This window comes from Streptomyces sp. NBC_01618, assembly GCF_045209435.1.
Classification (GTDB): Bacteria; Actinomycetota; Actinomycetes; order Streptomycetales; family Streptomycetaceae; genus Streptomyces.
This window is the reverse complement of record NZ_CP109297.1, coordinates 2,433,321-2,446,510: the sequence shown is the minus strand read 5'-3', so window position 1 is coordinate 2,446,510 and position 13,190 is coordinate 2,433,321. Positions and strand designations below refer to the sequence as shown.

The 13,190-nt window shown below is 71.2% G+C and carries 14 protein-coding genes; 12 read left to right on the top strand and 2 right to left on the bottom strand.

The features are described 5' to 3' along the window. Window positions 1-73 precede the first annotated feature (73 nt). The 3 genes from OH735_RS11605 to OH735_RS11595 are packed head-to-tail and all read left to right on the top strand — an operon-like array spanning window position 74 to window position 2,391. A complete protein-coding gene (locus OH735_RS11605) occupies window positions 74-433 on the top strand; it encodes a histidine triad nucleotide-binding protein (protein WP_383756312.1) in 360 nt (119 codons plus the stop codon). Window positions 434-451: 18 nt separating this feature from the next. After that, window positions 452-1,360 (top strand): ribonuclease Z, encoded by a 909-nt coding sequence (locus tag OH735_RS11600; protein ID WP_406381295.1) that lies wholly within the window; start codon window positions 452-454, stop codon window positions 1,358-1,360. Between the two features lie 38 nt (window positions 1,361-1,398). Next, entirely contained in the window at window positions 1,399-2,391 is a 993-nt protein-coding gene (locus OH735_RS11595) for an adenosine deaminase (RefSeq protein ID WP_406381294.1), read from the top strand. Here OH735_RS11595 and OH735_RS11590 read toward each other — a convergent pair. Continuing rightward, window positions 2,355-3,710 carry an MFS transporter gene (locus OH735_RS11590; protein ID WP_406381293.1) on the bottom strand — a complete coding sequence of 452 codons (1,356 nt, stop codon included), beginning with the start codon at window positions 3,708-3,710 and terminating at the stop codon, window positions 2,355-2,357. The two genes, OH735_RS11595 and OH735_RS11590, sit on opposite strands and share 37 nt — an antisense overlap. A gap of 356 nt (window positions 3,711-4,066) precedes the next feature. On the opposite strand from OH735_RS11590, the gene OH735_RS11585 reads away from it, so the two are divergent. From OH735_RS11585 to OH735_RS11545, 9 genes are all read left to right on the top strand, one after another. Next, the gene (locus OH735_RS11585; RefSeq protein WP_406381292.1) at window positions 4,067-5,191 is read left to right on the top strand and encodes a carbohydrate kinase family protein; all 1,125 of its coding nucleotides are present in this window, start codon (window positions 4,067-4,069) and stop codon (window positions 5,189-5,191) included. 139 nt (window positions 5,192-5,330) lie between these two features. Next, window positions 5,331-6,359, top strand: coding sequence for a PhoH family protein (locus OH735_RS11580; protein ID WP_406381291.1), 1,029 nt, complete (start codon window positions 5,331-5,333; stop codon window positions 6,357-6,359). A gap of 12 nt (window positions 6,360-6,371) precedes the next feature. After that, complete coding sequence (gene ybeY, locus OH735_RS11575) at window positions 6,372-6,869, top strand: rRNA maturation RNase YbeY (protein ID WP_406381290.1); 498 nt, start codon at window positions 6,372-6,374, stop codon at window positions 6,867-6,869. After that, the gene (locus tag OH735_RS11570) at window positions 6,866-8,158 is read left to right on the top strand and encodes a hemolysin family protein (protein ID WP_406381289.1); all 1,293 of its coding nucleotides are present in this window, start codon (window positions 6,866-6,868) and stop codon (window positions 8,156-8,158) included. Before ybeY ends, OH735_RS11570 begins: the two co-directional genes overlap by 4 nt. Continuing rightward, a complete protein-coding gene (locus OH735_RS11565) occupies window positions 8,155-8,508 on the top strand; it encodes an MmcQ/YjbR family DNA-binding protein (RefSeq protein WP_406381288.1) in 354 nt (117 codons plus the stop codon). Before OH735_RS11570 ends, OH735_RS11565 begins: the two co-directional genes overlap by 4 nt. Window positions 8,509-8,566: 58 nt before the next feature. After that, a complete protein-coding gene (locus OH735_RS11560) occupies window positions 8,567-8,920 on the top strand; it encodes a cytidine deaminase (protein WP_406381287.1) in 354 nt (117 codons plus the stop codon). Window positions 8,921-9,163: 243 nt separating this feature from the next. Beyond that, entirely contained in the window at window positions 9,164-10,519 is a 1,356-nt protein-coding gene (locus OH735_RS11555; RefSeq protein WP_406381286.1) for a beta-xylosidase, read from the top strand. Window positions 10,520-10,611: 92 nt separating this feature from the next. Further along, window positions 10,612-11,556 carry a WxL protein peptidoglycan domain-containing protein gene (locus OH735_RS11550; RefSeq protein ID WP_406381285.1) on the top strand — a complete coding sequence of 315 codons (945 nt, stop codon included), beginning with the start codon at window positions 10,612-10,614 and terminating at the stop codon, window positions 11,554-11,556. Window positions 11,557-11,618: 62 nt separating this feature from the next. Next, on the top strand, window positions 11,619-12,647 hold the full coding sequence (locus tag OH735_RS11545) for a GTPase Era (RefSeq protein ID WP_406381284.1): 1,029 nt from the start codon (window positions 11,619-11,621) through the stop codon (window positions 12,645-12,647). A gap of 234 nt (window positions 12,648-12,881) precedes the next feature. Here OH735_RS11545 and OH735_RS11540 read toward each other — a convergent pair whose 3' ends face one another. Then, window positions 12,882-13,148, bottom strand: a complete 267-nt coding sequence (locus OH735_RS11540; RefSeq protein ID WP_406381283.1) for a protealysin inhibitor emfourin — start codon at window positions 13,146-13,148, stop codon at window positions 12,882-12,884. Window positions 13,149-13,190 lie beyond the last annotated feature (42 nt).

Below are 13,190 nucleotides of genomic sequence, written 5' to 3'. Positions count from 1 at the left end.
AGGGACAGAGCCCGCCGCAGGCGTCCCGATACCATGCCGTACAACGATCACCACCGACCGAGGAGCCAGCCCCATGGCGGGAGAGCCGCAGCCCGACTGCCTGTTCTGCAAGATCGTCTCGGGTGAGATCCCGGCAACCATCGTCCGGGAGACCGAAACCACCGTCGCCTTCCGGGACATCAACCCCCAGGCCCCCACCCACGTACTCGTCATCCCCCGCGTCCACCACCCGGACGCCGCCGCCCTCGCCGCCGCCGAGCCGGCCATCGCCGCCGACATACTGCGCGAGGCCGGGAACGTCGCCGCCGACGAGAAGATCGTCGACACCGGTTACCGGGTCGTCCTCAACACCGGTTCCGGCGCCGGGCAGACCGTCTTCCACGCGCACGCGCACGTCCTGGGCGGCCGCGGACTCCAGTGGCCCCCCGGCTAGAACGGTCGGTCGCACACCGTGTCCGTACGCGAACTCGTGGTCCTCGGCACCGCCAGTCAGGTCCCGACCAGGCACCGCAACCACAACGGCTATCTGCTGCGCTGGGACGGCGAGGGCATCCTCTTCGACCCGGGTGAGGGCACCCAGCGCCAGATGCTGCGGGCGGGCGTCGCCGCGCACGACATCGACCGGATCTGCGTCACGCACTTCCACGGCGACCACTCGCTCGGCCTGGCCGGGGTCATCCAGCGGATCAACCTCGACCAGGTCCCGCACCCGGTCACCGCGCACTACCCGGCGAGCGGACAACGCTTCTTCGAGCGGCTGCGGTACGCGACCGCCTACCGCGAGTCCGTCGAGCTGATCGAGGCCCCGGTCGCCGCCGACGGGGTGCTCGCCACCACGGACGCGTACACGCTCAGCAGCCACCGGCTCTCGCACCCCGTCGAGTCGTACGGCTACCGGCTCGTCGAACCCGACGGGCGCCGCATGCTCCCCGCGAAACTCGCCGAACACGGCATCACGGGCCCCGACGTCGGCCGGATCCAGCGCGAGGGCGCCCTCGGCTCCGTCACCCTCGACGACGTCTCAGAGCGCAGGCGCGGTCAGCGGTTCGCGTTCATCATGGACACAAGGCTCTGCGACGGCGTGCACGTGCTCGCCGAGGGATGCGACCTGCTGGTCATCGAGTCGACCTTCCTCGACGAGGACGAACGGCTCGCCGCCGACCACGGCCATCTGACCGCCGGTCAGGCAGCCCGGGTGGCCAGGGACGCGGGCGTACGGCACCTCGTACTGACCCACTTCTCGCAGCGGTACGACGACCCGGCCGCCTTCGAGACCCAGGCCCGCGCCGCGGGGTTCGAGGGCGAACTGACCGTCGCCCGGGACCTCGGCCGGGTCCCCGTGCCCACCCGGCACATCTGACACTCATCGATACCACCAATTGTGAGCGTGAAATGCCCGTGCACCTTCCCAAAGCCGAACTCCACCTCCACATCGAGGGAACCCTCGAACCCGAGCTGGCCTTCGCGCTCGCCGCACGCAACGGCATACAACTGCCGTACGCGGACGCCGAAGAGGTCCGCACCGCCTATCTCTTCGACGATCTGCAGACCTTCCTCGATCTGTACTACGCGCTGATGGCCGTGCTCCGGACCGAGGAGGACTTCGAGGAGCTCGCCGACGCGTATCTCACCCGCGCCGCCGCCCAGGGCGTCCGGCACGCCGAGATCTTCTTCGACCCGCAGGCGCACACCGCACGCGGCGTCCCGATCGGCACCGTCGTCGAGGGGCTCGGCCGGGCGCTGGACCGCAGCGAGGAGAAGCACGGCATCTCCACCCAGCTGATCATGTGCTTCCTGCGCGACCAGTCCGCCGAATCGGCGCTGCGGACCCTGGAGTCCGCGAAGCCGTACCTGCACCGGATCAGCGCGGTCGGCCTCGACTCGGCGGAGGTCGGGCACCCGCCCGTCAAATTCCGCGAGGTGTACGAGGCCGCCGGAGCGCTCGGGCTGCGCAAGGTCGCCCACGCCGGCGAGGAGGGCCCGCCCGAGTACATCCGGGAGGCCCTGGACGTCCTCGGCGTCGAACGCATCGACCACGGGCTGCGCTGCATGGAGGACGCGGACCTGGTGAAGCGGCTGGTCGCCGACCGGGTACCGCTCACCCTCTGCCCGCTGTCCAACGTACGGCTGCGCGCCATCGACACCCTGGAACAGCATCCGCTGCGGGACATGATGGCCGCCGGGCTGCTCTGCACGGTGAACTCCGACGACCCCGCCTACTTCGGCGGCTACGTCGGAGACACCTTCCACGCCGTCCACGAGGCGCTCGGCCTGGACCAGGAGCAGCTGCGCACGCTGGCCCGCAACTCCTTCGAGGCGGCCTTCCTCGACCACGACGAGGAGCGCAGGGCGCGCTACCTGTCCGAGGTCGAGGCGTACGCGTTCGACTGACCGGCCCCGCCCGACGGGCCGGCCGTCCGGAACGCGTTCCTGACCGGGCGCCTGCGGCGCACGGGCAGGCTGATCTCCGTGACGGCCTGCTCGGGCGCGCCCAACTTGGGTACGGCGCCGGGCACGGCCCCGGTGGTGACGGCGAGCAGCGCGGCCGGGGCGCCACCCCGGCGGCGCACCGATCCCGGCACCAGCGGACGGCCACCGGTGTGCAGGGCGACGGCCGTGACCGGGGCCGCGACCAGGAGCGTGACGGCGCCCAGGACCAGGCCCATGACCGGGTACCCGGCCTGTTCGGACAGCACACTGCCGAGGACCGGCCCGCAGGCCACCCCGACCGATGACGCGGAGCCCGCGAGGACCGCCCAGCGCCCGCGTACGTCCAGGGACGCGGCCAGGCCGATCAGATACGACAGGACCACCGGGTAGACGGTGTTCCACAGGATCTCGCCGGTCGCGAACGAGCCGAGGTCCCGGGCGGACGAGCTCAGCACGATGCTCGCCGCGATGATCAGAGTGCCCGCACCGATCGGCACCGCCCGGCCGAGCCTGGCCCCGAGCACCCCGGCGCCCATCACCCCGAGCAGCCCCGCACCGAGCGCGGCGGCGAACACCGCGCCGATGGTGACCTCGGAGAGCCCCACCTGCGCCGCCCCGATCCGGCTGCTGACGCCCCACAGGGCGTTCTGCGCCATGGACCAGACGAGCATGCCGCCCGCCAGCACCAGGCCGGAGCGGCGGTGCGGCAGCCGACGGGAGACGGGAGCGGCAGGGCCACCGGTCGCGGCGTGGCCGAGCCGTGCCGTGGCGGGCCAGACGAGCAGGGCGACCAGGGCGATCGAGGCGAACGGCAGCCGGTGGCCGCCGCCGAGGTGCGGGATCGTCAGATAGAGGACGCCCGCCGTCGCGGAGACGCTCAGCAGACCGAGCGACGAGGTGCGGTGCGGATCGCGCTGGGCGGCGATGCCCGCCGCGGCCACCGCCGTAGCCGTACCGGAACCGAAACCGCCGATCACCGCGCCCATGACCACCAGCGGCACGGAACTCGCCAGCGCGGCGCAGCCGTACCCCGCCATGGCCAGCACGAGCCCGACGCGCGCCGGTCTCTGCGGCCCGTACACCTCGACCCGGCCCGCCAGCGTGAACCCGGCGGTCGCCGAACTCAGCAGCAGGGCACTACCCGTCAGACCGGCCTGGGCGGTGCTGAGACCGAGATGGACGGAGAGCCGCCCGACGATGGTGGGGAGCAGATAGGCGGCGAGGTAACCGGCGGTGAACACGGCGACCAGGGGCCACGCGGCGCGAGGGCGCGAGGACATGGGCGTTCCTGAAGACATGCCGAAGTGGCGAAGGAGGCAGGGAGGGCAGGCGAAAGCAATGCGGGAATGCGGGAAATGCGGGAGAGGCGGGGCACGCGTCTGGCAGCTGTCGCAGACAGGGCTCGCGGGCCCAATTTGTATCAACTGCACCCAGTCGACCGAAAGGCGCCCCTGTGTGATCTGGGTCACGGATGCGTTTACTCTTCGATCGTGCGGGTAGCAGCGAATGTTTATGCAGGTCAGCGTCCCTGCGCACGGGGCGGGCGCGCGCTCCTCGGGAGCGGCGGCGCGGACCCTGCGGATACCGGCGCGCATCGGGCACACTGGCCGGATCTGCCACGACCGGGGAGTGCAAGGTGAGCACAGACATTCCAGGCATCGACCCACTGGACGGGCTGCGCGCCCCGCAGGACCCCGACTGCGACGTCTTCCTCACCGGCACGGTCTTCCTCGACATCATTTTCACCGGCCTGGACAGCGCCCCGGTGCGCGGCACCGAATCCTGGGCGCGTGGCATGGGCTCCAGCCCCGGCGGGGTTGCCAACATGGCCACCGCGCTGGCCCGGCTGGGACTGCACACCTCACTCGCCGCGGCGTTCGGCGACGACCACTACGGCGAGTACTGCTGGGACGCCCTGGAGCAGGGCGAGGGCATCGACCTGTCCATGTCGCACACCGTCCCCGGCTGGCATTCGCCGGTGACCGTCTCGATGGCGTACGAGGGCGAGCGGACGATGGTCTCGCACGGCCACGAGGCCCCCGGCCCCGCGGGCGCCCCGGGTACCGCGATCCCCGCCGGGGAACCCGTGTTCCCGCGCTGCCCGCCCCGCGCCCGCGCCGCCATCGCCTCGCTCGCCCCCGGCCGCAGCGAGCCCTGGGTCGCGAAGGCGGCCGGGAACGGTGCCCGGATCTTCGCCGACGTCGGCTGGGACGAGACCGGCCGCTGGGACCTGGACGCCCTCACCGACCTGCGGCACTGCCAGGCATTCCTGCCCAACGCCGAGGAAGCGATGCGCTACACCCGCACCGACTGCCCGCGTGCCGCCGCCCACGCCCTGGCCGAGCGGGTGCCCCTCGCCGTGGTCACCCTCGGCGCGGAGGGCGCGTACGCGGTGGACGCGGCGACCGGGGCGAGCGCCGAAGTACCCGCGATCGAGGTCGAGGCCCTCGACCCGACCGGGGCGGGCGACGTCTTCGTCGCCGGATTCGTCACCGGCACCCTGGCGGACTGGCCGCTGGCCGACCGGCTGGCCTTCGCCGGACTGACCGCGGCGCTCTCGGTGCAGGAGTTCGGGGGGTCGCTGTCGGCGCCCGACTGGGACGAGATCGCCGCCTGGTGGCAGCAGGTGCGCACCTTCGCCGACCAGGACCCGGCCGCGCTCCAGCGCTACGCGTTCCTGGAGGAACTGCTGCCCACGGCCGCCCGGCCGTGGCCGCTGCGCCGGGCCGTCCCGACGATCGGCTTCCGCCGCCCGGCATGACCCGGGGCACACGCGTTCGCAGTGCGTACGGAAAAGCCCTCGGCGTTGTCAGCGCGGAGTCGTAGGCTTGGTAATCCAGAGGTTGTCGATCGGCGAGAACCTTGCAACGGGAGGTATGTGCAGGCCACAGAGCCGGCCCATGACTCAGACATCCACAGACCAGACCCCCGCGCCGGGCCAGGCGCGAGCCCAGTTCACCGTACCGGCCAAGCATCCGATGGTGACCGTCCTGGGTTCCGGCGACTCCCTGCTGCGCGTGATCGAAACGGCCTTCCCGGCGGCCGACATCCATGTCCGGGGAAACGAGGTCAGCGCCGCCGGAGATGCGACGGAAGTCGCCCTGATCCAGCGCCTGTTCGCCGAGATGATGCTGGTGCTCCGCACCGGTCAGCCGATGACGGAGGACGCAGTGGAACGCTCGATCGCCATGCTCAAGGCAACGGAGAGCGGCAAGGGGGACGGTCCGGAGACACCGGCCGAGGTACTCACCCAGAACATCCTCTCCAGCCGCGGTCGCACCATCCGTCCCAAGACGCTCAACCAGAAGCGGTACGTCGACGCGATCGACAAACACACCGTTGTCTTCGGCATCGGCCCCGCGGGCACTGGCAAGACCTACCTCGCCATGGCGAAGGCGGTCCAGGCCCTGCAGTCCAAGCAGGTCAACCGGATCATCCTGACCCGTCCCGCCGTCGAGGCGGGCGAGCGGCTCGGCTTCCTGCCCGGCACGCTCTACGAGAAGATCGACCCCTATCTGCGCCCCCTCTACGACGCACTGCACGACATGCTCGACCCCGACTCGATCCCGCGACTGATGGCGGCGGGGACGATCGAGGTGGCGCCGCTGGCATACATGCGTGGACGGACGCTCAATGACGCGTTCATCATCCTCGACGAGGCGCAGAACACCAGTGCCGAGCAGATGAAGATGTTCCTGACCCGGCTCGGCTTCGATTCGAAGATCGTCGTCACCGGTGACGTCACGCAGGTCGACCTGCCGAACGGGACCAGGAGCGGTCTGCGCCAGGTCCAGGACATCCTCGAAGGCGTCCAGGACGTGCACTTCTCCCGGCTCACCTCCCAGGATGTCGTCCGGCACAAGCTGGTCGGCCGTATCGTCGACGCGTACGAGAAGTACGACAACCGAGACAGCCACAACGGGAAGTAGTCGCGCCGCACCATGTCGATCGACGTCAACAACGAGTCCGGAACCGAGGTCGACGAGCAGGCGATCCTCGACATCGCCCGCTACGCGCTCGCGCGGATGCGGATCCACCCCCTCTCCGAGCTGTCGGTGATCGTGGTGGACACCGACGCCATGGAGCAGCTCCACATCCAGTGGATGGACCTGCCGGGGCCCACGGATGTCATGTCCTTCCCGATGGACGAACTCCGTCCGCCGTCCAAGGACGACGAGGAGCCCCCGCAGGGGCTCCTCGGTGACATCGTGCTCTGCCCCGAGGTCGCCAAGCAGCAGGGCGAGGACGCCGAGACGCAGCACTCCATGGACGAGGAGCTCCAGCTCCTCACCGTCCACGGAGTGCTGCACCTCCTCGGGTACGACCACGAGGAGCCGGACGAGAAGGTCGAGATGTTCGGCCTCCAGGCCGCGATCGTCGACGGCTGGCGTGCCGAGCGCGGCCTGAGCGGCCCGTCGCCCGCCCCCACGGTGTCGTGAGCGTTCCCCTGGTCCTGGGTGCCGTGCTGCTGGTCGTCGTCGGCTGGCTGGCGGCCTGCGCGGAGGCGGGCATCGCCCGCACTTCGAGTTTCCGGGCCGCCGAGGCGGTCCGCTCCGGGCGGCGCGGCAGCCAGAAGCTGGAACAGGTCGCGGCGGACCCGACCCGCTACCTCAACGTCGCCCTGCTGGTGCGGGTCGCCTGCGAGATGTCGGCCGGTGTGCTCGTCACGTATGCCTGTCTGAAGGAGTTCCCGCAGACCTGGGAGGCCCTGGCCGTCGCCATGGCCGTGATGGTCCTCGTCTCCTACGTCGCCATCGGTGTGTCGCCGCGCACCATCGGCCGTCAGCACCCGCTGAACACGGCGACGGCGGCGGCGTACGTCCTGCTTCCGCTGGCCAGGGTCATGGGTCCGGTCCCGCAGCTGCTGATCCTCATCGGCAACGCGCTGACGCCGGGCAAGGGCTTCCGCAAGGGACCGTTCGCCAGCGAGGCCGAACTGCGGGCGATGGTCGACCTCGCCGAGGCCGAGTCGCTGATCGAGGACGAGGAACGCCGCATGGTGCACTCCGTCTTCGAGCTCGGTGACACGCTCGTGCGCGAGGTCATGGTGCCGCGGACCGACCTGGTCTGCATCGAGCGGTACAAGACGATCCGGCAGGCGCTGACCCTGGCGCTGCGCTCCGGCTTCTCGCGGATCCCCGTCACCGGGGAGAACGAGGACGACATCGTCGGCATCGTGTATCTCAAGGACCTGGTCCGCAAGACGCACATCAACCGGGAGTCGGAGGCCGACCTCGTCTCCACGGCGATGCGGCCGGCCGCGTTCGTGCCCGACACGAAGAACGCCGGCGACCTGCTGCGCGAGATGCAGCAGGAGCGCAGCCACGTCGCCGTCGTGATCGACGAGTACGGCGGTACGGCGGGCATCGTCACCATCGAGGACATCCTCGAAGAGATCGTCGGTGAGATCACCGACGAGTACGACCGTGAACTCCCGCCCGTCCAGGAGCTGGAGAACGGCTGCTTCCGGGTGACCGCGCGCCTCGACATCGGCGACCTCGGGGACCTCTTCGATCTCGACGAGTACGACGACGAGGACGTGGAAACGGTCGGCGGACTGCTCGCGAAGGCGCTGGGCCGGGTGCCGATCGCCGGGGCGTCGGCCGTCGTCGATCTGCCCGACGGCCGCCGGCTGCGGCTGACTGCGGAGTCCACGGCGGGCCGCCGGAACAAGATCGTCACGGTGCTGGTGGAGCCCGTGGGGCAGGAGGGGGTGGACTCGGAGTGACTCCGCAGCAGCTGAGGGCGTTCTGCCTGGAATTCAACGCGAGCGTCGAGGAGTTCCCGTTCGGGCCGGAGACGTCCGTCTTCAAGGTGCTCGGCAAGATGTTCGCGCTCAGCGCGCTGGACGCGCGTCCCTTGTCGGTGAACCTCAAGTGCGATCCGGACGAGGCGGTGCGGCTGCGGGAGGAGTACGACGCGGTCGTGCCGGGCCGGCACATGAACAAGCGCCACTGGAACACGGTGACGGTGTCCGGGGTGCCGGACCGGGTGCTCCGTGAACTGATCGAGGACTCCTACGACCTGGTGGTCGCGGGCCTGCCGAAGGCCGAGCGGCTGCGGCTGGACCGGGCGTAGGCCCCGACGGGAGTGGGGCGGGGCGGGGAACGAGCCCCCCGGTTCGTATGCTCGGCGCATGACTGAGAGCACCGACCTCGGCCCCGAGGACCGCAAGATCGTCACGCTGGCCCGCAGCGCCCGCGCCCGCAACGGTGTCCCGGAGGGCGCGGCCGTACGGGACGAGACCGGACGCACGTACGTCGCGGGCACCGTGCGGCTGGAGTCGCTGAAGCTCAGCGCGCTGCAGACCGCCGTGGCGATGGCCGTGGCCAGCGGCGCCACCTCGCTGGAGGCGGCCGCGGTCGTCTCCGAGGCGCAGAGCCCGTCGGACGAGGACCGCGCCGCGGTACGGGACCTGGGCGGCCCGGACACACCGGTGCTGCTCGCCGGCCCCGACGGCACGCTCCGGGGCAGCGTGACGGCGGGCTGACGCCGGCAGAATCCACACACCGTGTGCGAACGCCCCGCGCCCCACCGGCGCGGGGCGTTCGCACGCCGTGTGAAGGGACTGAGGATCTTGACAGCATCTGATGGCCCATCAGTCGGTGCGTTTCGCTGCCATTGACTTCTTTTCGGCCGGAGTTGTCAATGGGCCCCTTGTCGGCGCAGAAGAGCCGCTGCGCCGCATCAGGCAGGAGGGGGCTCCATGCGTCCGACCGTACGAAGAATCAGCATGCAAAGATCCGCCGCCCGAAGACGTCCCGCGCGCGGCCGTCGCTGGGCCGCCGCGCTGGGCGTGGGTGCGCTCGTCGTCGCCGGGGGAGGGGGGCTCGCGAGCCCCGCGCAGGCAATGGTGACGGCCTCCGTGCCGGTGGACTTCCCCACGCACTGCATCCCGCCGGCCATCGCGGGCATCCCGCCGATCGACGGGACGACGAAGGCCGAGATCACCGTCGACAACGCCGCCCCGATGGTGGGCGACAAGGTCACGGTCACGTACACCGTCGTCAAACCGGCCGCGAGCAACCCGGTCGATCTGGCGCTCCCCGCCGACATCATGACGCCGACCGGCAAGGTCACTGTCGGCGGTGCGCAGTCCGCGAGCGTCAGCGTCACGGGCCCGAAGAAGAACGATCCGGTCCCCGGCAAGGGCGACTTCCCGTCGTTCTCGATGACCGGCACCTTCACGGTCACCGCGCCCGGCCAGATCACGCTGTCGCCGGGCGACTACAACATCCACACCAGCTACATCATGGAGCTGGACACCCCGTGCACGGTGACGGACCCGCCCGCCCCCGTCTCCGAGACGATCATCGCGACGGACGGCGGCGGCCAGGTCAACGAGCGTGCCATCCAGCTCGGAGCCGCATCCGGCAAGGCCGGTGACGCGGTCACCGTGACCGGGTCGAAGTTCACCCCGGGCGCGGACATCACGCTCGCGGGCCGGGCCGGCGACCGGCAGACCGCCGATACGGCCACCGTCCGGGCGGACGGCTCCGGCGGCTTCAGCGGCCGGCTCACCGTCAGCGATCCGGCCACCACCGGCATCGTCGCCTACGAGGGCGCCGGCTGGGACGCGGACAAGGGGGCGGGCCCGCAGGCCTACACCGTCACAAGCGGTGGCGGGGAGATCCCGGACGGCAGCCAGCAGCTCAACACGTCCGTCAAGGCGGGCACGCTCTCCATGGTCCAGGCCGGGGACACCGTCGAGATGTCGGCGGTCGACTTCGGGAGGGGCGGCGCCTCCCGCGGCTCCCTGCAGACGGTGACGGTCGAGGACTACCGCGGCGGACCCGCCGGCTGGTCCCTGACCGGAAAGGTCACCGACTTCAAGGGCCCCGGCGGCGCGACGATCGATGCGTCCGCTCTCGGCTGGACCCCGGTCTGTGCGACGAAGCCCGGCAGCGCCAGCACCTGTGCGGCCGGTTCCGAGGGCCCGGTCGGCAGCGCGGGCGCCACGCTGGCATCCGCGCCGAACGGGACCCTCACCGGCGGTGAGTTCACCGTCGACGCCCGGCTCGCGCTGACCGTACCGGCGTACACCGCCCCCGGCGCCTACTCCGGCGTGCTCACTCTCACGCTCACGTGACCGAGCGGTCCCGACCGACCGGTGGACCGGGCGCGCACCCGCCCGGACCGCCCGTCCCGACCCCCGACCGACCAACCCGGAGGCCCCGCACCGTGCGCAAGCTGTACGTACTCCTCCTGGCCGGCGTCCTCCTGCTGGCCGGCGCCCCCGCGGCCCACGCCGCGGACAACGGCAGCTGGTCGGTCTACCCGGCCACCGCACAGGCCGGTCAGCGCCCGTACTTCTACCTCTCCGCCGACCCCGGCGCCAGACTCGACGACAAGGTCACCGTCACCAACAAGACGGACCGGCCGCAGACCTTCCGGCTGTACGCGGCCGATGCGTACAACACCGCACGCGACGGCGGATTCGCCGTCCGCGCCCAGAACGAGAAGCAGCGCTCGGTCGGCGCCTGGGCGAGGACCGACCGCGACCGGGTCACCGTTCGGCCGCACGGCTCCGTCACCGTCCCGCTCACCATCACCGTCCCCGAGGACGCCGAGCCCGGCGACCACCCCGGCGCGCTCGTCGCCCTCGACGAACGCATCGACCCGGCCGACGCGGGAGCCGTCGCCGTCGGCATCCGCAAGGCGGTCGGCGCGCGGATCTATCTGCGGGTGAACGGGCCGACCATGCCCGCGCTCTTTGTGGACGACGTCCGGGTCGAGCACAGCCAGCCGCTGGTCCCGGGCACCGGGAAGAGCCGGGCAGTCATCTCGTACACGCTCCACAACCGGGGCAACGTCACCCTGAACCCCAAGGTCGCCCTCAGGGCCGAGGGACTCTTCGGCCGCACCCTGCTCGCCCGCGACCTGAAGAAGATCCCCTCCGAGCTGCTGCCCCGCCAGCGGGTCCGGCTCACCGAACAGTGGGCCGACGCGCCGCAGCTGGAATGGGGCGAGATCAAGGTGACCGCGAGCGCCCGGGACACCCGCGAATCCGCCACCGCCTCGTACTTCGCGCTGCCGTGGCTGGTGGCAGGGGTCCTGCTGGTGATCGTCGGCGGGGGTGCGGGGATGTGGATACGGGCCCGCCGGAGCCGTACCCGCAGGGCCTGAGACGGCGCGGCAGGGGCCCCGCCGCGGCGGTTGGTACGGCGGGGCCGCCAGGATCGGGGACAATGGGCGCCATGAGCGTTCGACCTGACACAGAAGCCGCTGCACAGCAGGCTGCGAACAACGCCCCCCACCGGGCCGGCTTCGCCTGCTTCGTGGGCCGCCCCAACGCGGGCAAGTCCACCCTCACGAACGCTCTGGTCGGCCAGAAGGTGGCGATCACCTCCAACCGGCCCCAGACCACCCGGCACACCGTGCGCGGCATCGTGCACCGCGAGGACGCGCAGCTGATCCTGGTCGACACCCCCGGCCTCCACAAGCCGCGCACGCTGCTGGGCGAGCGTCTCAACGACGTCGTACGGACCACCTGGGCCGAGGTCGACGTCATCGGCTTCTGCCTGCCCGCCGACCAGAAGCTCGGCCCCGGCGACAAGTACATCGTCAAGGAACTCGCGGGCATCAAGAAGACCCCGAAGATCGCCGTCATCACCAAGACGGACCTGGTCGACTCCAAGCAGCTCGCCGAACAGCTGCTGGCCGTCTCCCGCCTCGGCGAGGAGCTCGGCTTCGAGTGGGCCGAGATCATTCCGGTCTCCGCGGTGAAGGCGGAGCAGGAGGCGGGACGCAGTCCCTCGAACAAGGGTGGTGGTGGGAGAGGGGCCGGCCAGGTGAGCCTGCTGGCCGACCTGATCGCCCCGCTGCTCCCGGAGGGCCCGCCGCTCTACCCGGAGGGCGACCTCACCGACGAGCCCGAGATGGTCATGGTCGCGGAGCTGATCCGGGAGGCCGCGCTCGAAGGCGTACGGGACGAACTGCCGCACTCCATCGCGGTCGTCGTCGAGGAGATGCTGCCGCGCGAGAACCGCCCGGCGGACAAGCCGCTGCTCGACATCCACGCCAACGTCTACATCGAGCGCCCCAGCCAGAAGGGCATCATCATCGGCCCGAAGGGCAAGCGGCTGAAGGACGTCGGCACGAAGTCGCGCAAGCACATCGAGGCCCTGCTCGGCACGCCGGTCTTCCTGGACCTGCACGTGAAGGTGGCCAAGGACTGGCAGCGCGACCCCAAGCAACTGCGGAAGCTGGGATTCTGACCGCTGCCCGGTCCCGGGGTTTCCGGCCGGAGGCCGGCGCAGCCGTCCGAAGCCGCTGAGGCCCCCTGGGGCCGAGGGGTGCGAGGGCGGCCGTGCGGGTGGGCCCCCAAGCAACTGCGGAAGCTGGGATTCTGACCGCTGCCCGGGTCCCGGGGTTTTCGGCCCGGAGCCCGGTCCCGGGGTTTCCGGCCGGAGCCGGGTTCCGGCCGTGGGGCCGGGCGGCGTACGCCCCTCTTACGCGCCCTCCTTCAGGACGCGTGAGATCAGTGCGCGCTGGGCGTCGGTCAGCTTCGGGTCCGCGCAGTGGACCGTGCGGTCGCCGACCGTGATCCGGTACCGGAAGCCGTCCGGAACGCCCGGTGGCGGGGTGTCGTGGCCCGCGGCCAGCGCCGCTTCGGCCAGGGCCTCCCACTCCCCGGCGTCGGCCCGTCCGGTGGTGTCGACCTCGCGGTGGCGTGCGATGCCGGCGAAGCCGCCGGTCCTGCTGACCTGGATCCGCATGTGGTGTCCTCCATCGCCGGACGGGCCCGGGAATGCCCGCTG